Origin of the sequence: Sphingobium sp. C100 (genome assembly GCF_000508185.1) — a bacterium.
Lineage (GTDB): Bacteria > Pseudomonadota > Alphaproteobacteria > Sphingomonadales > Sphingomonadaceae > Sphingobium.
On record NZ_AYOY01000151.1, the window covers coordinates 1 to 26,084 of the forward strand.

General features: G+C 60.6%; 18 protein-coding genes. 10 read left to right on the forward strand and 8 right to left on the reverse strand.

Translation table 11 applies throughout. The features are described 5' to 3' along the window. Positions 1 to 7: 7 nt before the first annotated feature. Both C100_RS37570 and C100_RS37575 read right to left on the reverse strand, forming a co-directional pair. Positions 8 to 2,533: a TonB-dependent receptor gene (locus C100_RS37570; protein ID WP_200866571.1), complete on the reverse strand. Its 2,526-nt coding sequence runs from the start codon at positions 2,531 to 2,533 to the stop codon at positions 8 to 10. A 1-nt stretch (position 2,534) separates the two neighbouring features. Continuing rightward, entirely contained in the window at positions 2,535 to 2,714 is a 180-nt protein-coding gene (locus C100_RS37575) for a hypothetical protein (protein WP_024020245.1), read from the reverse strand. 684 nt (positions 2,715 to 3,398) lie between these two features. On the opposite strand from C100_RS37575, the gene C100_RS37580 reads away from it, so the two are divergent. The 5 genes from C100_RS37580 (at position 3,399) to C100_RS0124815 (ending at position 12,100) form a co-directional block, all read left to right on the forward strand. Next, positions 3,399 to 4,577 (forward strand): sensor histidine kinase, encoded by a 1,179-nt coding sequence (locus tag C100_RS37580; RefSeq protein WP_084625399.1) that lies wholly within the window; start codon positions 3,399 to 3,401, stop codon positions 4,575 to 4,577. Continuing rightward, positions 4,561 to 5,361 (forward strand): LytR/AlgR family response regulator transcription factor, encoded by an 801-nt coding sequence (locus C100_RS37585; RefSeq protein WP_024020247.1) that lies wholly within the window; start codon positions 4,561 to 4,563, stop codon positions 5,359 to 5,361. The genes C100_RS37580 and C100_RS37585 overlap by 17 nt, the downstream gene beginning before the upstream one ends. 602 nt (positions 5,362 to 5,963) lie before the next feature. Then, positions 5,964 to 7,847, forward strand: a complete 1,884-nt coding sequence (locus C100_RS37590; protein ID WP_024020248.1) for an alpha-L-fucosidase — start codon at positions 5,964 to 5,966, stop codon at positions 7,845 to 7,847. A gap of 41 nt (positions 7,848 to 7,888) precedes the next feature. Further along, the gene (locus tag C100_RS37595; protein ID WP_235219090.1) at positions 7,889 to 9,472 is read left to right on the forward strand and encodes a GH39 family glycosyl hydrolase; all 1,584 of its coding nucleotides are present in this window, start codon (positions 7,889 to 7,891) and stop codon (positions 9,470 to 9,472) included. A gap of 186 nt (positions 9,473 to 9,658) precedes the next feature. Beyond that, the gene (locus C100_RS0124815; RefSeq protein WP_052028310.1) at positions 9,659 to 12,100 is read left to right on the forward strand and encodes a glycoside hydrolase family 95 protein; all 2,442 of its coding nucleotides are present in this window, start codon (positions 9,659 to 9,661) and stop codon (positions 12,098 to 12,100) included. Positions 12,101 to 12,140: 40 nt separating this feature from the next. Here C100_RS0124815 and C100_RS37600 read toward each other — a convergent pair whose 3' ends face one another. The 6 genes from C100_RS37600 to C100_RS37625 form a co-directional block, all read right to left on the reverse strand. Next, positions 12,141 to 13,694, reverse strand: coding sequence for a tryptophan halogenase family protein (locus C100_RS37600; RefSeq protein ID WP_031309613.1), 1,554 nt, complete (start codon positions 13,692 to 13,694; stop codon positions 12,141 to 12,143). A gap of 62 nt (positions 13,695 to 13,756) precedes the next feature. Beyond that, on the reverse strand, positions 13,757 to 16,738 hold the full coding sequence (locus tag C100_RS37605) for a TonB-dependent receptor (RefSeq protein ID WP_161633920.1): 2,982 nt from the start codon (positions 16,736 to 16,738) through the stop codon (positions 13,757 to 13,759). Positions 16,739 to 17,175: 437 nt separating this feature from the next. Further along, complete coding sequence (locus tag C100_RS37610) at positions 17,176 to 17,784, reverse strand: outer membrane protein (RefSeq protein ID WP_024020254.1); 609 nt, start codon at positions 17,782 to 17,784, stop codon at positions 17,176 to 17,178. A 280-nt stretch (positions 17,785 to 18,064) separates the two neighbouring features. Continuing rightward, positions 18,065 to 18,457 (reverse strand): hypothetical protein, encoded by a 393-nt coding sequence (locus tag C100_RS37615; protein ID WP_152536474.1) that lies wholly within the window; start codon positions 18,455 to 18,457, stop codon positions 18,065 to 18,067. A gap of 120 nt (positions 18,458 to 18,577) precedes the next feature. Next, positions 18,578 to 19,360, reverse strand: coding sequence for an SDR family NAD(P)-dependent oxidoreductase (locus C100_RS37620; protein WP_024020256.1), 783 nt, complete (start codon positions 19,358 to 19,360; stop codon positions 18,578 to 18,580). A gap of 78 nt (positions 19,361 to 19,438) precedes the next feature. Beyond that, positions 19,439 to 20,380: a LysR family transcriptional regulator gene (locus C100_RS37625; protein ID WP_024020257.1), complete on the reverse strand. Its 942-nt coding sequence runs from the start codon at positions 20,378 to 20,380 to the stop codon at positions 19,439 to 19,441. Between the two features lie 163 nt (positions 20,381 to 20,543). On the opposite strand from C100_RS37625, the gene C100_RS37630 reads away from it, so the two are divergent. The 5 genes from C100_RS37630 (at position 20,544) to C100_RS37650 (ending at position 26,084) form a co-directional block, all read left to right on the forward strand. Continuing rightward, entirely contained in the window at positions 20,544 to 21,986 is a 1,443-nt protein-coding gene (locus C100_RS37630; protein WP_024020258.1) for an efflux transporter outer membrane subunit, read from the forward strand. A 21-nt stretch (positions 21,987 to 22,007) separates the two neighbouring features. Beyond that, positions 22,008 to 23,165, forward strand: coding sequence for an HlyD family secretion protein (locus tag C100_RS37635; RefSeq protein ID WP_024020259.1), 1,158 nt, complete (start codon positions 22,008 to 22,010; stop codon positions 23,163 to 23,165). 13 nt (positions 23,166 to 23,178) lie between these two features. Then, entirely contained in the window at positions 23,179 to 24,732 is a 1,554-nt protein-coding gene (locus C100_RS37640; protein ID WP_024020260.1) for a DHA2 family efflux MFS transporter permease subunit, read from the forward strand. Between the two features lie 137 nt (positions 24,733 to 24,869). Next, positions 24,870 to 25,424, forward strand: coding sequence for a DUF4136 domain-containing protein (locus C100_RS37645; protein WP_024020261.1), 555 nt, complete (start codon positions 24,870 to 24,872; stop codon positions 25,422 to 25,424). A gap of 60 nt (positions 25,425 to 25,484) precedes the next feature. Further along, on the forward strand, positions 25,485 to 26,084 hold the full coding sequence (locus C100_RS37650; RefSeq protein WP_024020262.1) for a TetR/AcrR family transcriptional regulator: 600 nt from the start codon (positions 25,485 to 25,487) through the stop codon (positions 26,082 to 26,084).

The window sequence follows — 26,084 nt, forward strand, 5'->3', positions numbered from 1 at the left end:
GCCCCAATCAGAGAAGACTCTGCGAGTTCGGATAATATTCGAACGAGAGGTCCTGGCTTCGGATCGTCACCGGTTTGAGATTGGCTCCGCCGCCGTCGGCCTTGACACCTGTCAACACGCCTGGCGCCAGAGGGTTGCCGGAGTTAAGCAGCCTCGGGGTGATCGATCCGCCCGCGCGGACATCGTTGAGGTTGGGCGGGGAGCTGGATATCGATGCCGCCGCCCTGACGACGAAGTTGCGGCTCACGTCAAACTTGATGTTGAATGAGGGCAATATGCGCGTGTAGGAATATTTGCGTGTTTGTGGCGTGACGCTCTGCACCATCGTGTACATCGTCGGATATACACCGGCATCTTCGCCGCCCGGAGCTCGCAACGCCGCGACCAGCGCGCTATCCGCCTCCGTCAGAACAAACGGCTCCGTCACAGCCGGTTCGCTCAGATTGCCCGAAGCGCTCACCGATTCGCGAAACACGCGGACGCCGATGTTGCCGGAAAAGGCCGGAACAAAGCCTAGCCCGTCGTGGGCAAACTTGGCTTGAACATAGCCAGCGATGGTGGAAATACGGCTGCTGGTTCTACCCATGCCGCCATCGATCATATTCCAATATTGCTCACGAGTTCCGTCTTCGATCGTGCCATTATAGGTACTCAACATATAGTACCAGTCCCGGCTCTTCATAAGAGACTGGGCAGGCATGAGCATATTGCCGGGCGAGGCCAGCCGGCCACCAAAGAAATTAGGGAATTTCGTGGTCTCAAAGTCGGATGGATTGATCGTATCGAGATACTGAATATTGTTCAGCCATGACGCCCCCAGAGGCGCCCAGTAGGTGCCGATGAAATTGTCCTTTTCGGTGCGGCGCGCCGCACGTCCGCCAATCGAGATGGTTCGCAAGAAGCCATTGTCGCTCAGCCTGTAATCGAGATCCAGATTCCCCGCGAGCATCCGGCCGGTATTGTCGGGGCCATTATATCCCATCGAACCCAGATAATGATTCGCTGGGTCCAGCAAACCATCTTGATTGAGTCCGGAAATCTTTGGCAGCGTCCCCGTCAAATCCACATCCACGGATGTAACCAGAGGGGGGTGGCTTTCAATGGAGGGATCCTCCGCTATCGAAACGAACATGTTGCGACCGGTTGCGCGTGAATAGACATATTGCACGCCGCCCCGGACGCGCAGCCGATCACCCGGTGTCCATATGAAGGATTGCGAGAGGTCGAGCGTCGAACTTTTGCTATGCCCGGACGACGATCCGCTGTTGGGGTTGAGGCTCGACTGCGGCGTATTGCAACTGATGATGTTGGGATAATTGCCCCAATCCCATTTCAGGCTGGACACGGGATCACCGTAATTGCCGCCGCAACTGATATTGAGCGCTTCGCGAGGGAACCAACTCGCCCAGTCCGCCGGCATCAGCTCTTCCGCTGTGGTGTTGTTGCCGAAGGATGCGTTGCCCGTGGACCCAAGAATCAGTGTCCCGCGCTTGAAGGCGCCGGCTGAATCGTAAACCGGATCGCTGCCGAGTTGCGGCATGATTTCGTCGATCTGGCTGGGCGTACGGCCGAAGCCACCGCTCTGGCTGAGTGAATCCGAAACATATTGCGAGAAAAACAAAGTATTGGTAAATGTCAGATCGGAGTTCGGCGCCCACTGAACGGCTTGGTACGCGCCGTAACGGTCGCGCTTATTCTTGTTGACGCTCCAGTTGAAGCCGCTCGGTACCAGGGCAATGTTGTTGTTGGTTGGCGCAGAGGGAGCATATTCGCCAAACATGGCGCCCACCTGCAAATTGCTGCTCTGTTGATAAAGCCGGCTAAAGGCAAAATCCCAGAGCACGCCGAATTCACCAATACCGGTATCAAAGCGCTTGGAAAACAAAGCCGAAGCTCTGGGGGAAGACTTTTTGCTCTGGTCGCCATAGCTGGCGCCGACCGAGACATTGAATTCAGTTTTCGAGAAATCAAAGGGCAACCGCGTGCGCAGGTCGACCGAGGATACACCACCTTCGATAAGGTCGGCGCGGGACGCCTTGTAAAGATCCACGCCGCTCATCAGTTCAGGTGTCACCTCACCCCAACTGATAGCGCTACCACTATTGGCGCTGAAGACCTGCCGACCATTGACGGTACTTGTGCTGTACGGCAGCCCGCGTACCGAAAAACCGGTCCCCTCGATCTGAAAGCTGGTGCTACCCCCGTTTACGGCCACGAAGCGCGAAAGCGCGACACCCGACACCCGCTGAAGCACCTCGGTGATCGAATTGTCGGGTAGCTGACCCGCCTCATCGGCCACGACCGATTCGATAATTGTATCCGCGTTTCTCTTGTTCTCGATTGCGGTCTGCAGCGCCTTGCGGCGGGCCGTGACGATGATGTTGCGGTCCTCGGCCTTCTCCTTGGCGTCGTCGTCCTTGGCCTGGTCTTTGGCGGTCGCCTTTGTTTGTGCCAACGCCGGCTCCGCCGCGCCAATGCCCGCAGCGACGAACGCAAGAATACTGGTCTTCACCATAAGATCACGAATATTCACTTTAGCCCCTCCCATTCTCATTCAATATTTCAAACAAGAGAACCGGCGCGAAAGCGAAGAAGCCCGCTGCCTGCTGCATCGCTCGCATCCCCTTTGCGATTGCAGATGACATCGTTGTCAAAAATAATGGCTTCTTCGACGGAGGCGAGCCGCCCGCGTCCGAGATAGCAAGCTCGGCCATGCAATCTCGCGGGCCGAATGCGGCAAGCCGCATCTATTTGCTCTGGATATCTTTCATGCCTGTCCGCTCCTATTCAACCAACGCTCCGCTGGTCACGAACAGGAAGAGATTCTGAAGTCTTCCCAACATCCTTCTCTCCCCGTGCCATTTTCTAGGGCGTCCTTTTGGAGACGCTGCTGCATGGCTGGACTATAAATGCACATGTTTTTGCCGCGGCGTCCATCAATCTGTGCTAGCGGAAGCTGGTAAAGATCTGTTTTTACTAGAAATTACTGAGCCTCAGTGCCGGTTCGCAAATTTCTGGGCCGCTTCGTGAAGCGTCAGTCCGGTTCGAAACATTTCCGGCCTGGTTGTGGCTCGATGACCTTGGCCGGGCCTGTGGCATGTCCGAAACTGCTGTAACAGGAGGGGTGTGGACAGGTTGACGCCCAATGCCGCGAATCATCGCGCGACGACCTAAACTGCCGTCAGGGCCGAGATGCTTGGGCTGGGTCTGTATGAAAACAACTCGGGTGTCGGGGAGAGGAACTATGAAGTATCGGCGCCATCGCCTGCACCATCGCCTGCCGATTGTTCGGCGATTATTCCGACCCGGACTGATGGACACTCACCGCATTTTGACTGCGAGGGTAACGTGACCGAGCGTCTTCTCCCTTGTTCCCACCGCCTCGGCTATGTCGTATCATGAGCAATGCTCGACATTATCCGTTCAGGCCCGGTGCAACGATGGCGGTAACGGCTAACCCCTTCGCCGCACTGGACGTGCCTTGGCGCATGACGTCGATCGCGCCGCTGCGGTTGGCGACCTTCGCTTTCCTGACTTGGACAGCGGTGGGCCTGTTCCAAGGTGTGCCCGACTTATTCAACAGCGGGTTTAACTGGTACATGCTACTGGGAAAGCTCATCGATGCTTGGTCGTGGATATTGATGATGCCCGCGCTCTTGCTCATGGATCGGTGGCTCGTCTCGCTGGAGCAAAGCGTTCTTCGTCTTTCAATCGTTCTTTTATTGTTCAGCATACCGGTCAGCTTCGTTCACACCATCTTGGCGGGCTTGCTGATCTATCCTTTCGAGGAAATTTGGTGGAATCCGCTTCGGGATGCTGAGTTTGCCAAATATTTTTTCCTTGGCAGTTGGATGACTTACTGCGCGATCGTTGGCATCGGACAGGCCCTGAAATTCTACAGCCGTTTTATGAACAGCCAGCTTGAATTGGAGCGGGTCGAAAAACGCTTGTTGGAAGCCAATCTGAACGCGTTGCGCCTACAGCTTGAACCGCATTTTCTGTTCAATGCCTTGAACGCCATTTCGTCCGAGGTCGTCGCCGATCCGAAACTGGCGCGTGAGATGATCGAGAATCTTGGTACGCTGCTGCGATGTTCGTTGGACTGCAAGGACAGCGCAGAAATCACGTTGGCTGAGGAACTGGCGTTACTCACCAATTATCTGGCCATCCAGAAGGTTCGGTTCGGAGATCGGATCGATGTGAAGATCAACGTGGAGCCCGAAGTCATGTCGACCATGGTGCCGTCCATGTTGCTGCAACCGCTGGTGGAAAATGCGATCAGGCACGGGATCGAGGCACGCATGTCGGGCGGGATGATCGTGGTTTCAGCACAGAAGGCGGGAGGACAACTTGAAATCCATGTTCAGGACAATGGTGTCGGTCTGCCGCCCGACTGGCGGATGGAGGCGGTGGAGGGCGTCGGCTTGCGCGTGACGCGCGAGCGCATCAGCGCCCTTTATCCGAGTCCTCAAGGGGATCGCTTCGCCGTGAGCGCCCGGGAAGGTGGCGGGACCAACGTCACTATATATGTGCCGCTCTACGAGGTGGGGACCGGCGCCCGTGAACGCGCTGCCTGACTCCTTTTGCGCCCTGATCGTCGATGACGAAGCCCCCGCTCGCAGGCGGCTTGTGGATCTTCTGTCGAGGGACCGCGACGTTGGCCGCATTCTGGAAGCAGGACATGGCCTCGCGGCGCTGGATATGATTCAGGAGGCCCAGCCCGACATCGTGTTCCTGGATGTCCAGATGCCCGGCGTCGATGGCTTCGGTGTGATCGACGCCATGGGTGTGGATAATATGCCGCTCACGGTGTTCGTGACCGCCTATGACCGTTTTGCGCTCCAGGCGTTCGAGGCGGATGCGCTCGATTATCTGCTCAAACCTTTTGGGGACAACCGCTTCGAGCGGACCATGGAGCGGGTCAAGACGCGCCTGCGCGAACATCGCGCCAGTGATTCAACCGATGCGAACGACTTTGGCCCGGAATTGCTCAAACTGGCCGCGAAACGCGCCGCACCCGGAGAGATTTGGGATTGGCTTGTGGTTAAGGCGCGGGGCGTCACCCGGCTTGTGATGGCGCATGATATTGACTGGATCGAAGCCGCCGGCGTCTATGTAACCCTTCACGTTGGCGGTGAGGAATATCTTTATCGCGCCAGCCTTGCCGTGGTGGCCAGTCGGCTCGACCCGTTCCGCTTTGTGCGGATACACCGATCCAGCATCGTGAACATGCGGTCGGTCGCGCTGCTTGAACGTCGGTCGCATGGCGAATTTGAGGTCATGATGAAGGACGGAACCCATCTGACGCTCAGCCGAAGCTATCGAGCTGTGGTTGAAGGAATGCTGGGGCAGTCTCTTTAACAGGGTATATTTCCAAGGGCCTCAGGGTGCAGCCAAATGCGCAGATATAGTGCCATTTGATGTCGCTACGCCTTGTTGATGGCCGATTTCCCCCTTTTCCCCAATTCTTCGCCGGACGTCCGGGCTGCCATGAAGAAAGGGCCGATTCGTGCCGATATGTCCCGCTGGCTAGCTTCCTATCCGCTCTGTGTCCTGAATGTTCCGGCCCGGAACAATTACCCTCAGGTCTGCGAAGAGAATGTTATTACTCGCCCGAACGAAAGACACACGCTGCACAGGTGAAACGCTTCGCGCCTAACGGTCCGCGGCACCACCATGCAGGGACAGGGGAGGAGGGGGCATAGCCATATATTTCAAGCTGCGGCCGCTTCCTGCCGTGCGGACTTCGGCCGCCCGTGGGTATGCAATAGACGGAATCGCTCCGTCGCGCCACGGCTGCGGTGGTGGGCGATCATGTCCCATGCGCGGCGCGCAAGACTTTCCCGAGCCTCCCCTAGGGCCGGGCGCGGTGCGTCCGGTCCTCTTTTTGTGCCGGGGATCGCATTTGCCAGACGACAAAAAGGAAGAGGATAGTGTTTCGAACATTGACGCGCAGGGCTGTCATGGGCGGAGGCGTCGCGCTTGCTGCTACGCCTCTGCGGGCGGCACGCATGACGTCCGCAAAAGCACCGGCACCTTGGGGCGCGCTGCCCAGCCCACGCCAACGCGCATGGCATAGGCGCGAAACATACGCCTTTGTCCATTTCACGGTGAACACTTTCACCGACAAGGAATGGGGCTATGGCGACGAGAATCCGGCCCTGTTTAACCCGACCGATTTCAACGCGGACCAGATCGTCGCGGCGGCGAAGGCTGGCAATCTGCATGGCATCGTCCTTACCGCCAAGCATCATGACGGCTTCTGCCTCTGGCCGACGCCGTTAACCGAACATTGCGTGCGCAACAGCCCCTATAAGGATGGCAAGGGCGACATCGTGCGTGAATTTGCGGATGCCTGCCGTCGAGGCGGCATTGCCTTTGGCATCTATCTTTCGCCCTGGGACCGGAACCATGCCGAATATGGTCGGCCTGCTTATATCGAATATTTCCGTGCCCAGCTCAATGAGTTGTGCACCCAATATGGCACGCTGTTTGAAGTGTGGTTCGACGGCGCCAATGGCGGCGACGGTTATTATGGCGGTGCACGCGAGACGCGGAAGATCGACGCGGAGGCTTATTATCAATGGCCATCGATCGTTGATTATGTCCATTCGATGCAGCCTATGGCCTGCACCTTCGAGCCGCGCGGCGCGGATCTGCGGTGGGTGGGTAATGAAGGCGGCGTCGCGGGCGACCCCTGCTGGCCGACAATGGACAGCAAGAAAGCCTATACTCAGAGCGACGGTTTTGGGGGCATTCGCGGCGGCGACATCTGGTGGCCGGCGGAAACGAATACGTCGATCCGTCCCGGCTGGTTTTATCACGCGGACGAGGACACACGCGTCAAATCGCCCGAGACACTGACGAAGATATTCGACGAGTCCGTCGGGCGCAGCACGAACATGATCCTCAATCTGACGCCCGACCGGCGCGGTCGCGTCCCCGATCAGGATGTAGCATCGCTCACGGCATTCGGTGACGCCCTGCGCGCCAGCTTTGCGAAGGATCTGGCCCGGAATGCTGTCGCCCATGCTTCGGCCGAGCGCGGCAGGCTCTTTCGCGCTGCGAATGTGCTCGACGGCCAGCGCGACACCTATTGGAGCACGCCGGACGAGGATGTGATGCCCATGCTCACGCTCGACCTGGCGCCCGGCACGCAGTTCGACCTGATCCGGCTGCGCGAAAATATCGCCCTTGGCGTGCGGGTCACGCGTTTTGCCGTTGATGCCGACATGGCGGGCGACGGCAATTGGCAGGAGATCGTGAACAAGCAACTGATCGGTTCGCAGCGGATACTCCGCCTGGCTCAGCCTATCATGCCACGCCGCATCCGGTTGCGGATCCTGGAGGCGCCGGCTTGCCCCGCAATCACTGAATTCGCACTGTTCAAGAGCGTCGCGCCGCGCCTGTTGACAGCGGAGGAGACGAGCAGCGTCGCCTTGCTCGACCGCGCGCTGCTGAAGGTCGTGGCCGCGAGCGCACCAAGAGCTGAAATCCTGTTCGACGGGGATGGATTGACGACCTGGTTCACATCAGCTCCAGGATCGCTGACCATCGATCTTGGCCGGCGCGAACGCATTGCGGGCTTTTCGCTGGTGCCCATGCAAGACTGGTCGCATCCCTCCACGCCGCCGCCCCATTACGTCTTCGAAACCAGCGAGGATGGCGTGACATGGGAACGGCGCAGCGCTGGTGAATTCTCCAACATCGTCAATTCACGCCAGACCCAGCGAGTGCATCTTGGGCAGGCGGTTGCAGCCCGGCAGGTTCGGCTGACCTTCCTGAACAAAAGTGACGATCGACGCCAGCTCGCAATTTCGGAAATTGATATTCTGGCCCCCTTCTGAGGTTGGGCGCCTTGCATGTTACCAGGAGAGACAATGTCGTGATGAAAAGCCGTTCCACCCTATCCCTGCTTCTCGGCTTCGCTATGGCCGGCATGGTCCCGCAGGCCGCGTCCGCCGGCGAAGCGGAGGCAGCGCCGCGCATCGTGAACGTCGATACCCGAGCCGCGCAGGCGCCGGTCGATCGTTTCTTCGATCTGTCAGTGGGTTCGGACTATCCCGGTACGCTGATCCGCGATGACAGCATGGCCCAGCTTCAGAGTGCGAGCGATGAGCTGGGCTTCCGCTATATCCGTTTCCACGCGATCTTCCATGATGTGCTTGGAACGGTGCAGCAGAAGGATGGCAGGATCATCTACGACTGGACCAAGCTAGACGAGCTGTACGACAAGCTGCTCGCCCGCAAGATCAAGCCCTTCGTGGAACTGGGCTTCACGCCTGAGGCGATGAAGACCTCCGACAGCAGCATCTTCTACTGGAAGGGCAATACGTCGCACCCCAGGCTTGGCCCCTGGCGCGATCTGATCACCGCCTTCGTCCACCATCTCCAGGACCGTTACGGCAAACAGGAAGTACGCAGCTGGTTTTTCGAGGTCTGGAATGAGCCCAATCTGGACGGCTTTTGGGAAAAGGGCGACCAAGCCGCCTATTTCGAACTTTATGACGTGACTGCCAAGGCGATCAAGGCCATCGATCCGACTTTGCGGGTAGGCGGTCCTTCCACCGCAGGCGCGGCCTGGGTGCCCGAATTGCTAGATTATGCCCATCAGCACGGCTCGCCGATCGACTTTGTGACGACGCATACCTATGGTGTCGATGGCGGCTTCCTGGACGAGGAAGGCAAGTCGGACACCAAGCTTTCATCTTCCCCCGATGCGATCGTCGGAGATGTGCGTCGCGTGCGCCAGCAGATTGCGGCTTCGAAATATCCAGATCTGCCGCTCTATTTCACCGAATGGAGCACCAGCTACACGCCCCGCGACCTGGTGCATGATTCCTATGTGAGCGCGGCCTATATTCTCACCAAGCTCAAGGCGGTTCAGGGCATCGCCCAAGGGATGAGCTATTGGACCTATAGCGACCTGTTCGAAGAGCCTGGCCCGCCCCATGCGGCGTTCGAGGGCGGTTTTGGCCTGATGAACCCCCAGGGTATCCGCAAGCCGGCCTGGTTCACCTATAAATATCTGAACGCGCTCAAGGGACGTGAGATTCCCACGGGTGATCCCTATACGATCGCATCGGTCGATGGATCCGACATGGCTCTGGTCGTGTGGGATTGGCACCAGCCGGAGCAGTCGGTCAGCAACCGCTCCTTTTACGGCAAGCAGGTCGAGTCCGAGCCGGAGGCGCCCGTTAAGCTGCGCTTCGCCAATGTCCGGCCCGGCAAATATACGCTGCGCATATTCCGCACGGGATACCGGCATAACGATGCCTTCTCGGCCTATATCGACATGAAGATGCCGGTTAAGCTGACCGAAGCGCAGATCGCGCAGCTTCAGGCGCTGACCCGTGATCTGCCTGAACGTCAGGACAAGGTGACGGTGCCCCGCGGCGGATCGTTCGAGGTCGATCTGCCGATGCAGTCGAACGACATACTGCTCGTGCGGCTCGAACCAGTCAGACCCTGACGGCCGCAGCAGGGTTGCGCGCGGCCGGGGAAGCGCCTCGCCGCGCGTGAAACCATGTCACAAAGGAGCGACGGGCGATCATGCGCCATCAGCGGCGCGCTCCAGGCAAGTTACAGGCCGCCAATCCATATTGGGGCGTCAAGCGCCCGACGGTTAAGAGTGGCGGCGCGGATGAAGGAATGAAGAATGCCGATATTCGATGATCTGTCGCGACGCGTCCTACTGGCGGGCATGGGGGCGTTGCCTCTTGCGTCTGGCGCGGTCGCCAACATCCCCGCCGGTGGGCGGTCGAAACCCTGCCGGCTTTGGTATCAGCGGCCAGCCTCCATATGGGAAGAGGCGCTACCGCTCGGCAATGGCCGGCTCGGTGCGATGGTGTTCGGTCGGGTCGGGCAGGAACGGCTTCAACTCAACGAAGATACGATGTGGGCGGGCGGCCCCTATACGCCGGACAGCCCGGATGCGCTTTCCGCCCTGCCTGAGGTGCGGCGCCTGATTGCGCAAAGGCGTTACAAGGAGGCCGAGGTGCTTGCGGGCGACACAATGATGGCGCGTCCGATGTGGCAAATGCCTTATGGAACCCTGGGTGACATCTTCCTCACCTTCGATGGAGCGAAGGCCCCTTCCGCTTATCGGCGTGAACTTGATCTTGAAACGGCGATAGCCACGACCAGCTATGACACCGGGGCCGGGCAGGTCCGGCACGAATCCTTCGCGTCCGCGCCCGATCAGGTCATCGCATGGCGGATCGAGGCGAGCAGCGGACGGATCGGCTTCGACCTGGGCTATCGTGGCCCGCGGGAAGCCGAATATGGGAATCCGGATTTCAGCAATGTGGCCGGCGATGCGATCGACTGGATGCAGCGCGAGGAAATGGGCCTTCGCCCGGACGACATCGTCATTCGCGAAGACGGGCCGGGGGCCTGGCTGATCACCGGACGTAACAAAGCCGCGAACAATGTGCCGTCGGCGCTTACATTCGCCATTCGGGTCAGGCTGTTGACGGATGGCATTGTGACATTGTCCGATACCGTTCTGTCGGTCGGCAATGCGCGTTGGGCCACGCTGCTGATTACCGCCGCTACGAGCTACATAAATTATCGCGATACGTCCGGCGATCCCGTTGCGATCGTGCGATCGCGCAGCGAAAAGGCCGCGCGGAAATCTTTCGCGTTGCTGCGCCGCGATCATATCAAGGACCATCGCGCCCTCTTCGGCGCCTTTTCCTTTGAACTTGAAGGGGAAGACAGGGACGGCACGCCCACCGATACGCGGATATCCCAATCCGCAGCGGCCGATGATCGCGGTCTGGCCGAACTATATCTGCAATATGCGCGCTATCTGCTGATCTCGTCCTCGCGGCCGGGAACGCAGCCGGCCAATCTGCAAGGGCTATGGAACGCGGGCACCAATCCGCCCTGGGGCAGCAAATATACGATCAATATCAATACCGAAATGAACTATTGGCTCGCCGAACCCGCGGGTCTTGGGGCGTGCGTAGAACCGCTGCTGCGCATGGCGGAGGAATTATCTGTCACCGGCGCGGGCACCGCCAGAACTATGTATGGTGCCCGGGGGTGGGTCACGCACCATAATACCGACATCTGGCGGGCGGCCGCGCCGGTCGATGGCGCATTCTATGGACTATGGCCTTGCGGCGGTGCGTGGCTATGCAACACGCTGTGGGATCAATATGAATATCGCCTCGATCCGGCCATGCTCGCCCGGCTCTATCCGGTGATGCGGGGCGCTTCGCTCTTTTTCCTCGATACATTGGTTGATGATCCGGCGGGTCGTGGATTGGTCACCTCGCCCTCATTGTCCCCCGAAAATGGCCATCCGTTCGGATCATCTATCTGTGCTGGCCCGGCGATGGATCGCCAGATCGTCCGCGACCTGTTTCGCCACACGGTCATCGCGGCCGGTCGGTTGGGCGTGGACGCCGACCTGGCCCGGCAAATATCGGAGACCGGAAAGCGGATCGCGCCCGATCAGATCGGCCAGGGCGGTCAGGTGCAGGAATGGCTGGACGATTGGGATGCGCAAGCGCCGGAGCAGAATCATCGCCATATCTCGCACCTGTACGGTCTCTTCCCCAGCGCGCAGTTTAACCTGCGCGACACACCGGCATTTGTGAAGGCCAGCGAGGTCAGCCTGAAACAGCGCGGCGATCTTTCGACGGGCTGGGCGACGGCATGGCGTATCTGCTGCTGGGCGCGGATCGGTGACGGCGATCATGCACACGCTATTCTGAAATCCCTGATCGGACCGGATCGGGCCTATCCAAACCTGTTCGACGCCCATCCCCCGTTTCAGATAGATGGCAATTTCGGGGGCGCGATGGGGATTATCGAAATGATCCTGCAAAGCTGGGGTGGAGAGGTCATCCTGCTTCCTGCGCTTCCCGCCGCCTGGCCATCCGGCCGAATGAGCGGGATCCGCGCGCGCGGCAACATTACAGCCAGCATTGGCTGGACGAACGGCGCGCTTTCCTGGCTCGCCCTGCAAGGCCCGCCTTCATCGGAGGTTGCGATCCGATATCGGGGCAAGCTTCAGCAGGTCAGGCTTGATGGCCGTGGCCGATATCGCATGACGGCGGACACGCGACCGGGCGCCCTGACAGGATAATGCCACGCGCTATGCGATGCTATGCAGCGCGCGCGGACTGTCATGCCGCGGCGGGCCGGGTGCCGAAGCCGCGGCGATGCGCATTACTGATCAGTTCTCGATTGGACGGCAGGTTGGCGATCGCGAAGCTTGCCTGCCGGCGCACTTCTGCAAAGGCCCGCCGCGCCTCGTCATGGTAGCGATAAATGCCTGCCTTTGCGGTCAGGTCGGTCCTCCACCCCATGCCATAGAGGACATATTGCCAACTCATTTCGGAGAAAATATCCACCTGAAGGTCGAAATCCATTTCGTTGGGGGGACGAAAGCGCCAGCGATCGAGCAGTTCGAGCAAGCTGTCCGGGATCGAAGACTGGGCGACATTGTCGCGCCAAAAGTCCGTGTCCCGACGTTCCGAAATGCAATAATGAAGCTTGATGAAGTCGAGCGCCCTTTCGTAGCGCTTGCGCATATTAGCGTTATACTGACGCGCGGAAGACTCAAAATCCCCACCCCAGGGGAAGAGGTTTGCGATCATCCCCGCCGCGATCTCCGAAAATACGATCCCCGTCGCTTCGAGCGGCTCAAAAAAGCCGCTGGAAAGGCCGACGGCGACGCAGTTCTTGTGCCAGTTGGTTTCGCGATAACCTGCTTCGAAGCGAAGTTTGCGGAACTCCAGCCGATCCGATGCCGGGCCGACATAAGCGCGCAGGCGCGCTTCGGCAGAGCCGTCGTCCATATGGGCCGACGAATAGACATGGCCGATACCCCGCCGCTTTTCGAGCCCGATATCCCATATCCAGCCTGCATCCTGCGCGGTGGCTATGGTGCAGGATGCGATAGGATCATCGATGGTGGCGTAAGGCACTTGCATCGCCACGGCACTGTCGCAAAACAGTACGTCGCGGCAGGACCGATAGGGCATGTCGAGCGCCTTGCCGATCAGTTCGGCGCGAAATCCGGTGCAGTCGATATAAAGGTCGGCCTTCAGCAATCCATGCTGGGCGGTGCGCACGCCATCGATCGCACCATCGCCGCCGACAAGCACCTCCGTCACGCGATCGGAGAGATGCGCGACGCCATTTTCGACCGCCTTGTCGCGCAGCATTTCCGCGAGCGCCACTGCGTCGAAATGATAGGCATAATTTAACGGCGCAACATAGTCGGGATGGTCGGGCAATTTGGGCGCGCGATGTGCATCGGCCGCCTTTTTCTGCGGACCGCACACCTCGTCCCAATTGTCCGTGCCGCCCTGGCCAAGCAACCAGTAGGGGAGCAGTTCCATGCCCTCCGGGGATTCCGCGACCTGGAACGGGTGAGAATAATGATCCGGGCCAGCCTGCCCCGGTGCATGGCGCCAATGCACGAATTTCGCGCCCTGCTTGAAACTTGCGCCGCATCGGCGGATCATTTCCGCCTCGTCGATGCCGATCGTCGCAAGCGTGCGCCGAATGGTGGGAAAAGTGCCTTCTCCCACACCCAATATGCCGATCTCGGCCGATTCAACCACGCGGATCGAAACGCCGCCGGGCAGGTCGGAACCCAGGCGGCGGGCCAGATACCCTGCCGTCAGCCAGCCTGCCGTCCCTCCACCCACTATGAGGATGCTCTTGGCCATGGCAGATTCACCCTCCACGGGACATGCGATTGCCGGTTCGGCCGGCAATCGCATCCGCATCGTCAAAATGCCAGATTGATGCCCGTGCTGATCCGTCGGTCCGTTTGAAACCAACTGCGCCCTTGGAGTTTGCCACCGGGATAGCCGCCCATCAAGGTCCGTTGGGTTGAATTGGTCAGGTTCGTCCCCTGGACGCCGAACGAGAAATTCTCCGTGACCTTGAACCGGATGCCGGCCTCCAACTGACCATAGCTTGAGCCATAGACCGGCAGGGCGATCTGGGTGCCGCTACTGACGCCTGGCGCGGAATAATAGTTATAAGTCGGGTTGGTGCCGTTGCTGTTGGTCGATTGAAGATAGCGCGACCGCCAGGAATAGGCGACACGTGCCGAAATCGCCTTTCGCTCATACAGAAGCGTAGCGTTGAAATTATGCTTGGAGAGCCCGACCAACGGCGCGTCGTCACGGACCGTGCCAAGGATGTCGCGGTAGAGGTCACCCGGATTCTTGCTGTCGATGAACGTGTAATTGCCTTCGAACCCAAAACCGTCCAGCCAGCCTGGCAGCATGTCGAAGAAGATGCGCCCGCCGATTTCGAAGCCCTTCACCGTGGCGGCCTTGCTCGAATTCACATAGTCGGTCGCGGAAGCGTTCACCGTCTCCGTGCGGCCGTTTGTAAAGACCACGGTGACCTGCCGTTCCGTTATCGAAAAGATCGGCAGGTTGGTTAGGCGCTTGTAGAAAGGCGCCAGGTGAAATGATGTGCCCGGCCGGGGATAATATTCGAACGACAAGTCGAAATTGTTCGACAATGTCGGCTTGAGCAAGGGATTGCCCGTTTCTGCCGTAAAGTTGGTCAGCAAACCGGGCAGATTATTTTCCGGCGTGCTGTCGGGATTGGCTGTAGTAGCCGCGCCCACCGAGCCCGATGCCCGCAAAGCCTGAAATGTCGGAAGGTCGAGAGTGATGTTATACCCAAAGCGCAGCTTCGTATTCGGGGTCGGTGAATAGTCGATGTTCACCGATGGCAGAATCCGCGTGAATGACGCCTTCCCGCTGCGCGGAACGGCCTGCGCGCCCAGTGTAAGTCGCTCACCATTCCAGATGAACTCGGTGGCATTCTGCTGAATGAAGCCACTGCCTTCATTGCGGATGTGCAGGACGCGCGCACCGACATTGCCGGAAATGCCGAAACCCTGATCCGAGCCGAAGCGTATGAGCGCATAACCCGCTATGGTCTGGGTCTCATTGTCTACCCGATCCACCGGCAGCATGAAGCCGGGGGCGCGGATGCCCGAACCGCCACCATAGCCCGTCTGGGACAGCGGACCCGCGGCAGAACAATCATTCTCGATGCCAGTGCAAAAGCCGGCCGGCGGTGAAGCGGTCAATTGCAGCCGATCGAACCGGCGGACCAGATCATCTGTGGGAAACATCAGATGGGCGGGCAACGACGCCGCGCCGTGAAAGAAATTTTTAAAAGCGTGCAGTTCCACGTCGCCCGGCGCTGCATTGGCGAAGGTGAGCTGAGGATCACCGTTCCATCCACGGCCGAGCGCGGCCCAATTATAGCCATTGCCAAAGTCGCGCTCCGTGCGCTTGGCATAACGCCCGCCGAACTTCACGGAGCGAAAGAAGCTATCCTCGAACTTATATTCCAGGTCCAGATTGCCCGACTCGAGGCGACCCTGATTATCCTCGTCATGCGGCATGGATGCGGCCCAGAAATAATTGGCCGGATCTGACAATGACTGTTGCGTGCCATCCGGCACGCTGACGACCGGCAGGTCGCCGCTGAGATCGAGGCCGAAGCCGGCCGGGAATGCCACGTCCCGAAACACGTCGAGGCGAGTGTAGGTCTGCGCCGATTCCACGCGCTGGATCGCGCCCTTGATCGACAGGGGGCTGTCGTCCGGGCTCCAGTCGAAGCTGAGCGAATAATCGCGGGTGGTGGTGCGGCTGGCATAAGCGCCCTTATTGCCGCCCGACGTGATGGGGCCGCTGGGCATGAACGTGTCGGGGTTGCGATTGAACAGCAGCGGCGTCGAGACCAGCAGATTATTCTCATCGAACTCGCTGGCGGCGGGATCGACGCTGAGCGACTGCGAAGACACGAAAGCACCCCAGTCGCCCGACCTGTTCTTATAGCGCGACTGGAAAAAGGTCCCCGTGAAGGTCAGCGCGTCAGATGGCGCCCATTGGATCGCGCCATAAATGCCGGTGCGGGTGCGCTGGAACTGCTCCTCGCCATAGGTGAAGCCGCCGGGAATATAATAGTCTGAGTTGTTGATGCTGGTGCGGAAATAAGGCTCGACGCGAAAAAAATGCGAATTCGAGCTCAAACGGCTATAAGCCACATCGCCCAGAATGCCGATCTCGCCGATGGGCGTCGACCAGCGATAAGCCGCGAGAACTGAACCGGAAGCGTCCGCTTTGCGAGCCAGATCGCCCATGCTGACATCGCCCGTTGCTGCAACATGGAAACCGTTGCCATAGTCGAACGGCACCTTCGTCCGCAGGTCGATCTGGCCGCCGGTGCCCCCTTCGATCAGGTCGGCCGTCGATGCCTTGTAGATATCGACGGCCGCCATCAATTCGGGCGTGACGTCGGCAAATTGCAGCGCGCGACCATTATTCGCGCTGAAGATCTCGCGCCCGTTGAGTCGCGATGCGACCCCGGTTAGGCCGCGGATCTGGATGCCGGAACCCTCGACCGAATAATGGTCGGGATCGTTGAGCGCGGCGAAGCGGACGATGGTGACGCCCGACACGCGCTGCAATACTTCGGTGATGGAATTGTCCGGCAATTTGCCCGCATCGTCCGCCACGATCGAATCGATGATCGTTTCGCTTCGGCGCTTACGGTCTTCAGCCTGTTGCAAAGCTGCTCGGCGGCCCGTTACGACGATGTCCTGGTCTGTGGCGGCGGTCTCTTGCTCATCCGCCCATGCCGGCATCGCGTAGGTCATGGCGGCGATCGCCAAACCGGAAGCGCCTAATATCTTGCTAACACCGCGCGCGCGCGGAATCCTCTTGGTAGCCATCTTCCCCTCCCCATGCGGTTTACTCATACAATAAGCACCGTGACGCTTACATACCGCGATTTGACAACGCTGCCAAGCATGCTTTCATATTTCCGCAAGATGATCGCGCGCCTTCGCTGCGTGATCCGGAAATTATGATAGTCTTGAACGGGTCAGGGGCATTGAACGGGAGGTAATAGACGCCAAGCCGGACGCGGTTATCACAAGCTGGAACGAGCTGGGTCCACGCCACCTAAGGGTTGGGTTAGGCCGGGCCGCGTGCCGGAAGCGCCCTGCTTACTATCCAGGATCATGATGGGAAAATGAAGGACTGGCTGGGTTGGGCGAGATGTCGGTAGGTCAGAATAGTCGGCTTTCCTGTCAAGAGGCGGTTCCGCACACTGGCGGACTGTGCGCGAACAGCGGGCGGAGGCCGCAGCCTCCGCCCGACATGCACGTCAGAAGTGGTAGCTGAGGCCAGCAAGCACGCGATGGCGGTCGAACTTGCCATCACCTTCGCTGAGATCCGAATAGCGATACTCCATCCGCGCGGACACTTTTTCGGTCAGTTGGCGCTCCATGCCGCCCCCCAGCAGCCAGCCGTCCTGGTTGTGGGTCTCGGACGCGGTTCCGGCGTCATCCGCCACCATGGTTTCAACTCTGGCGTTGGTGTAGCCGGCGCGGGCATAGACCAGAGTAGCCGGTGTAACCAGGAAGCCCGCGCGGGCCGTGAGATCGAACGAATATTTGGGGTCCAGCGTATAGGAACCCGAGATGGTGGAGCCGTGGAGCCGGTCGTCATTGGTAGTGTCGAGGCTGCCCTCCACACCCAATACGACCCGGTCGGTCAGTCGGTGATCGAAACCGGCATAGACGCCTGCGGTAAAAGACTGCTGGTCATCATTGATCGCTGCGACTCCCAAGGGCGTCTCGACGTTGCGCACCTCGTACGAGTTCCATCCCGACTGCACGCCAACGAAGGGGCCGTCGAAAGTTTCGGCGAATGCCGTGCCGGTCAGGGCTGCGCTAGCGAGGACAGAGGTGAGAGCAATCTTGGGGAAGCGCATGAAAATTCTCCTGATTTTTTGAAGACGGCCGCTCCTGGCGAGCCGCTGTCGGCTACATTCACCTTTCTTGAAAGTTCATCAACATTCATAAAGTTCAAGTATGATGTCCTGTTAGTGCATAATAAAGCCTAAGTTCAACGGCGCATAGGGCATCGGGCCGGGCTCCTGCGAGACCGGCCTGATACCCTCTGTGGGACGGAGCGAACGGCGCGCGCTCGCTTCAATTTAAATTATTTGCCGCCTGTGCAATTCCCGGCCCGAATGGGTGGGACTGGCGGGATCAGGCCGATCCCATATCGACCGCAGGCGCGAAACCGCGGCGGCCGGCGACATGATCCAGAATGGATCGCACATGTGTCCGGGTAAAGCCGGCCTCAAAAAAAGGGCGCAGATCATCGCCCCGCAATCGCGTCCGGCACCAGGTCTTGACCGCAAAGCAGCGAAGCGTTTCCAGCCGCTCATTGGCAAGCGGCAGCGGAACGTCCAGGCCGAACAACAGCCGGTCCACGCGGCAGAGAAGGCTGCCGGGGTGCAGGCTCTTGAGCCCGTCCCAGCGCGCCATTTCAACAACTTCCCATTCAGTACCTGTGAACTGGCCATCGTCGATCGGCCGGGGTTGGGCATCACTGGAGACGGGGCTGCTGTGATCCGCGCAAATTTTTTCGAGGAACATGATGTTGAATCCGTTCGTGGTTGTCGATTGACAGGTGTCATCGCGCGCTCGAGCGATCAACTGTCGGCTGATTTACAGAAGATTTCCTGCTGGTTCATGATGAGGCAAATCGCACAGGCATCAGGAGACAAGTGGTCCGCACTCCACCGGCACACAGGTTCCGCTGACCAGATTCGATTTCGCACTTGCGAGGAAAAGGACGACCTCCGCTATCTCGGTTATCTCTTGGGGGCTGGGCGAGCAGGAATCGGTCCCGGCGGGCGCCTTGCCTGCGCGAAGCTTTGCATCATGATAGGAAATAATGGCGTTGGCGCGGATCCCTTTCTTGGCATGATCCGATGCGATGCTCGCGGTGAGCGCTGCCAGGCCCTGTGTTGCGGTGCCCCACAGGCTGTGGGCGGGCGCCAGGCTTGGGGCGGACAGGCCGGCCACATTGACGATAACGCCGCCTCTCGCCTGGATCATCGTCGGAATTTGCGCACGTACGGCATGGAAGATGCCTGATAGATGCGCAGTGGTTATCTGGTCCCACGCCGCCTGCGACATGTCCATGAGAGGCGTCGAGAGCGTGTTGATGCCGGCATTGTTGACAGCGATATCGAGCCAGCCGTAACGATGCCTGGCGAACCGCACCAGGCCAAGATGATAGTCCGGACTGGTTGGGTCGCCGACGAACAGTGCCGCTTGTCCGGCCGCCGCCTCGATCGCCATGACGGTCTCCTCGCCCGCGGCGGCATCCTTTTCCGCAACGATGACATTGGCGCCTTCGCTGGCAAAGCGCCTTGCGATTCCGCGGCCTAACGCCGTTCCGGCGCCGGTGACGATCGCGGTCTTGCCTTGGAGGACGGGGAGCTGCGCCTCACCGGCGCGTGCGGTCCTGAACGGGAAATCCCCGTAATTCATGTCTGCATCCTATTTGAGAGAATTTAAGGAGATGCAGAATGTCGTGGTGCTAGCTGGCGCGATCAACCACGCCAAAGTTCATGCTGGCTGTCCTGTCAGTGCGTGAACATGTGGGTCGCGTTCAGCCTTGATCTGCTGAACCTTGACGTTGAAGAAATCGATGAAGGCGCGGACCTTGGCGGCAAGGAATTTCCGACTGGGGTAGATTGCATAAATCCTGACCGGAATTTGAGCCGCGCCCGGCAGGACCAATGCCAGGCTTCCGGCGTCGAGATCGTCCTCGACCATCAGGTCGGGCAGCAACGCCATGCCCATGCCTTCCAGCGTGACCAGGCGCACGAGCGACTCGTTGCCGCTTTCGAACCCAACCTGGAATTTCACGGTCTCGCGACCAAGCGGACCTTCGAAGGGAACAGCTGCGCCCACATGCATGGTTTTGCACAGCAGTAGCTTCGCTCCATTGAGGTCCGCCAGCGCCTCAGGCCGCCCAACGGAGTCGAGATAAGCCGGTGAGGCAACCAGGTGAAAGGGCATGTCGGCCAATGGACGGGTGATGAGGCCCGGATCGAGCAGTTCGGGGACGGTGGCCCGAATGAGCAGATCAAATCCCTCCTCCACAAGATTGACGAGTCGTCCGCTGAGGTCGATGTCGAAGCGAATCTCAGGGTAAAGCGATGAGAATTCAGCGAGAATAGATGAAAAGCGGGGGCTGTCGAACCAGAGCGGCACGCTCATGCGCAGCGTGCCCTTTGGCACGACCGAAGTATTGCTGACTGCAGCCTCGACCTCATCCAGCGCTTCCAGCGTCTGCTTCGCCTGACTGAAATAGAGGGCGCCCGTTTCCGTCATGCTGACGTGGCGGCTGGTCCGGTTCAACAATCGCGTGCCGAGCCGGCTCTCGAGCGCCCGGACATGCTTGCTTGCCATGGTCGGTGACATGTCGTGGCGCTCTGCGGCCGCCGTAAAGCTTTTGAGTTCCACGACGGTGCAGAACAAACGGAGGCTGAGCAATGTGTCCATGATCGTGAACTTACAGGACACATTGGTTAAACTCAAGCCGCGTTGATGAATTCTGGCGACAAGTGCATTTGGCCGGCGTCGGCAGTCGTTGGACGAACCCCAACCTCCCCCATCCAGCGGCTGTCGGCGCCCTTATCAACTAATTAGCGCAGGACCAACCAGCATGGCCCAGAAAATTGCTCCGCCCAGAGCCGCGCGCATTGGCCGCGCCGCTATATTGCTTCCTTTCCTTCTCACCGGCGCGTGCGCGTCGATCCCCGATCTTGGCACCCAGCCCGTGCCGCACGCGCCGAGCGACTATCAGTCGTCAGCGTCGCTGGCCGGGTCGCGCGCGGCATGGCCGGGCAGCGACTGGTGGCAGGGCTATGCCGATGCCGGCCTGACGCAGCTGATGGACGAGGCGCTGGCCGCATCGCCTGATCTTGCCGCTGCCGCCGCCCGGATGCGCACCGCGCAGGGCTATGCCCAGGCCGCCGGTGCGGCGCTCAAGCCCACCGTCGATGCGTTCGGCGCCATGGATGAGACCAAGCTCAGCCAAAACGGGGTCATGCCCGCTGCGATGACACCCAATGGCTGGAACGACAGCGGCAGCCTGGGGCTTCAGATGACGCTCAACCTCGACCTTTGGGGCAAGAACCGCGCCGCAATGCGCGCCGCCCGGCTCGACGCAGAAGCGGCCCGGTTCGAGATGCAGGAGGCGCAACTCGCGCTGACCACCGGAGTCGCATCGACCTACGCGCAGCTTGGCGCCCTTTACGCCCAGCGCGACAGCCTGAAAGCGGCTTTGGACGTGCGGACGCAGACGCTCGCGCTCGTCGCACAGCGGACCCGCGCCGGGCTGGAAAATGACAGCGCGCTCAAGCAGGCCCAGGCGCGCCTGCCCCAGACCCGCGCCGATCTGGCCGCCACGGACGAGGCGATCGCGCTGACCAAGAATGCCCTTGCCGCCCTGGTGGGGGCCGGTCCCGACCGCGCGCTCACGATCGGCCGTCCGGACGTGGCGCAGTTGCATGACCAAGGCGTGCCCGCCGACGCATCGATCAATCTGGTCGGTCGCCGCCCGGACGTCGCCGCCGCCCGCGCCCGCGTTGAAGCGGCGGGGCAGCGGATCAAGGAGGCGCGCGCTGCCTTCTATCCCGATCTCAGCCTCAGCGCTCTCGCCGGGATGCAGGCTTTCGGCCTCGACAATCTGTTCTCCAACGGTTCCAGCTATGGCAGCATATCGCCGGCGGTGAGCCTGCCGATCTTCCATGGCGGTGCGTTGCAGGGCCAATATCGCGGCCGGCGCGGCCAGTATGATGAGATGGTCGCGCTTTATGACGGTCAGGTCGTGCAGGCTCTGCGCGAAACCGCCGACGCAGTGACGAGCCAGAAGATGCTGGGCCAGCGGCTGGCGGAATCGTCCGAGGCTCTCGCCCGCTACGAAGACGCGCACCGCATTGCAGAGCAACGCTACAAGCGTGGCCTATCAACCTATCTTGACGTGCTCACGGCGCAGGAAAGCGTCATCGCAGCCCGCCTCAAGGTGGCCGAGCTCAAAGCCCGCGCCTTCACCCTGGATGTTCAACTTGTTCGCGCCCTTGGCGGTGGCTTCACGGCCGCCTGACCCCACACACGGAGACTAGAAATGGCTGATATCGAAACCGGCACCGTGCGTGCCAACGAAGACCTGCATCTCGCCCAGAATGATGCCAACACGAAAAGCAAGCGCAAGCGGCTGTTCGCCGCCTTCGCCTGCGGCGTCGCGCTGATCGGCGGCAGCGCCTATGCCTATGAGACGCTGGTGGCCAGCAAACATGCAGTGACCGACAATGCCTATGTCGGCGCCGACGTTGCCCAGATCACCTCGCAATTGGCCGCCCCGGTCAGCGCGGTGCTGGTGCAGGACACGCAGCAGGTGCGCCGTGGCGACGTGCTGGTGCGGCTTGACGGCACCGATGCGAAGATCGCCGTCGCTCGGGCCGAAGCCGATCTGGCGCGTGCCGTTCGCAAGGTTCAGGGCCTGGAGGCGACGGACAGCGGGCTTGGCGCGCAGATCAGCGCCCGCGCCGCCGACGAAGCCCGCGCGCAGGCCGATGTGGCCGCGGCAAAGGCGCGCTTCGACAAGGCGCGGATCGACCTGCAGCGCCGCCAGGGGCTGGATGGATCGGGCGCCGTGTCGGCCGATGAAGTGACCACGGTCCGCACCGCGTTCGACAATGCGGCAGCTGGCCTGCGCGCTGCCGAGGCGGTGCGCGCCCAGGCGGCGGCGGCCCGCAACGCCGCCATTGGCGACCGCGACGCCAACCGCGCGCTGATCGCCAACAGCACGGTCGACAACAATCCCGAAGTGCTGGCTGCTCGTGCGGCGCTCGCCCAGGCCAAGGTTGATCTGGAACGCACGGTCATCCGCGCGCCGATCGACGGTGTCGTCACGCGCCGCCAAGTTCAGGTCGGCCAGCGGGTGCAGCCCGGCGCGGCGCTGATGGCGGTCGTGCCGGTTCAGGCGGCCTATGTGGACGCCAATTTCAAGGAAGTGGAACTGGCCCATGTCCGCCCCGGCCAGTCGGTCGAACTGACGTCGGACCTCTATGGCGAAAACGTCGTCTATCACGGCAAGGTCGCCGGCTTCTCCGGCGGCACGGGCGCGGCCTTCGCGCTGGTGCCGGCGCAGAATGCGACCGGCAACTGGATCAAGGTGGTCCAGCGCCTGCCGGTGCGGATCACGCTCGATCCCAAGGAACTCGCCGCGCACCCGGTGCGCGTCGGCCTGTCCATGAACGTCGACGTCGACGTCTCGAAGTAAAGGCGACCATGCCATGACTGCGATCGCAGCGGCTCGGCCGCTAGAAAAAACCGCGCCACCCCTCACCGGGGTGGCGCTATTTGCAGCCGCGATCCTGATCGGCCTCGGCAACTTTCTTGTCGTGCTCGACACCACGATCGCCAATGTTTCGGTCAACACCATAGCCGGTTCGCTCGGCGTATCGTCGAGCCAGGGCACCTGGGTCATCACCTCCTATGCGGTGGCGGAGGCGATCACCGTCCCGCTCACCGGCTTCCTTGCGCGCAAGTTCGGCGCGCAGCGCACTTTCATCACCTGCTACCTCGCTTTCGCCGCCATCTCGCTTTTGTGCGGCCTGGCGAATTCGCTCGGCATGTTGCTTGGCATGCGTGTGCTGCTCGGCCTCTTCGGCGGACCGATCATGCCGCTCTCGCAAATGCTGCTGCTGCGCATCTTCCCCAAGGAGAAAGCGACGCTCGCCACGGTGATCTGGGCGATGACGACCTTGATCGGGCCGGTCGCCGGGCCGATCCTGGGCGGCATCATCTGCGATAATTACGGATGGGAATGGATCTTCTTCATCAAGGTGCCGGTTGCCGCCGCGGCGGGTCTGGCGCTGATGATGCTGATGCGCGGCCAGGCGGACCCCAAATTCCAGGCGACGATCGACAAGGTCGGCCTCGCCTTGCTGGTGGTCTGGGTCGGCGCGTTGCAGATCATGCTCGACGAAGGGCGCAATCATGACTGGTTCGCCAGCCATGAGATCCGCACCCTTGGCATCGTTGCGGCCATCGGCTTTGTCGCCTTCCTGATCTGGGAACTGACCGAGAAGAATCCGATCGTCAATCTCAAAGTCTTCCGACATCGCGGCTTTGTCGGCGCGGCGCTCACTTATGCGGTCGGCTTCGGCGCCTTCTTCGCCAGCATCGTCATCCTGCCGCTCTGGTTGCAATCGAATATGGGCTACACCGCCACCTGGGCGGGCTATGCCACCGGCATCATGGGCATCCTGGCGGTCGTGTGCTCGCCGCTGGTTGGCAGGGCGGTCGAGAAGTTCGATGCGCGGTTGATCGTCTGCCTCGGCCTGTTGGGCCTAGGCCTCATCATGGTCTGGCGGATGTGGACGTTCAGCAGCGACGTCACCTTCCTGCAAATGGCCTGGCCCACTTTGCTGACCGGCACATTCATGGTCATGTTCTTCGTGCCGGTGACCGGGCTGGCCATGGCCAGCGTCGAACATCATGAACAGGCGGATGCCGCCGGCCTTTCGAACTTCATGCGGACCCTGGCCGGCGCATTCGCCACCTCTCTGATCCAGAGCGGCTGGTCGAACGCGACCCGCGCCAACAATAATGAACTGACGAACGCGATGCAGCATGGGCAAGCGGCCGTCGATAGCATGACGCAGCAGGGCGTCCCCACCGAAACGGCGCGAACGATGCTGTCCATGGTGATCGAAGGTCAAAGCGTCATGCTCGCGACCCTCAATATGTTCGGTGTCATCGCCCTTTGCCTGGGCTTCGCGGCGACGCTCATCTGGCTGGTGCCCAAGCCCAAGGGGCCGATCGACACCAGCGGCGCGCACTGACCGATTGTTCGGCGCCCGTAAGATCGGGCGTCCGAACCGGGCGACTGGCCGGCCCCGTTCCCTGGCAACTTCCCTTGTGCTGCCAGGGGGCGGATCGCCGGCCAGTCCTTGCCACTCCCCATAGAAAGTAAAATGATATGACTGGTTTCAAATGGATTTCCCTGGCTGCGGCCGTTCTCAGCTTTCCCTGCGCCGTTCCGGCCGCTGCGAAAGTGGACGTGGTGCAGACCTCGTCCGCCGCACTGGCGAGCGGATCGACCTTCGCCTGGGCGCCGCTGCGGGCCATTCAGGTGGGCGCGCCCGACCCTGCGGTCGCCAACGACATCGCCATCGACCGGCTGCGCATCATTACTGAAGCCGCCCTGAAGGCCAAGGGGTACCGGCAAATCGACGATCCCCAACAGGCTGATCTGTTCGCCGCTTATACCATTGTCATGCAGCCCGAACTCAACGGCAAGTTGACGTCCAACGGCGGTGGCTGCGGCTTGCCCTTCTGCGGCGGCGCGAGCGACTATAATCTGGACACAAGCCATTATACGCAGGGCACGTTGGTCCTCGATCTGATCGAACGTGACACCGGGCGTCTGGTGTGGCGGGCAACCTCGAAAAAGCGCGTCACTGGCAAGGACGTGTCGGACAAGAAGCTCACCGCACTGCTACGCGAGATGACCAAGTCGCTCCCCGGACATTAAGCAAAGCTATCGTGGATATGTGCGGCGCTCCAGCGCAACTCCCCCCGAAAGGCCGGATGCGTGCGCATCAGGACTGAGAAGAAGCGACGGGAAATCATCGAGGTCGCGGCCGCGCTGTTCGAGGAGCGCGGCTTCGAGGGAAGCTCGATGGATGCGATCGTGCAGCGCATGGGCGGATCGAAGTCGACGCTCTATGGGTATTTCCCGTCGAAGGAAGCGCTGCTGCGGGCCGTGCTCAATGTCGATCTGACCGAATGGGTCGATCAGACGATGGACCTATGTCTGCGTGGCCAACATCTCTGTGATGGTCTGGCGAGACTTGGCACCGCCTATCTCTCTCGCCGGCTCAGCCCCTTGTCCATTGCGCATCTTCGTATCGGAAGCGTGCAATCGACCCATTCCCCGATCGGCAGCGATTTCCACCATATGGTCCTGAAACCAGCGTGGCGAAAGCTCGCCGATCGATTCGAACGGCTGATGGAGGAAGGCAAGCTGGATCGCGCCGACCCCTGGGTCGCGGCCATGCATTGGAAAGGATTGAATGAGGGCGATATGCTTGAACGCCGATTGCTTGGCGATCTGGTCGCACCCGACGCCGCGGAAATCCGCCTCGCCGCAACATGCGCTGCGCAGGCCTTTCTGAAAATTTACGGTCGTTGA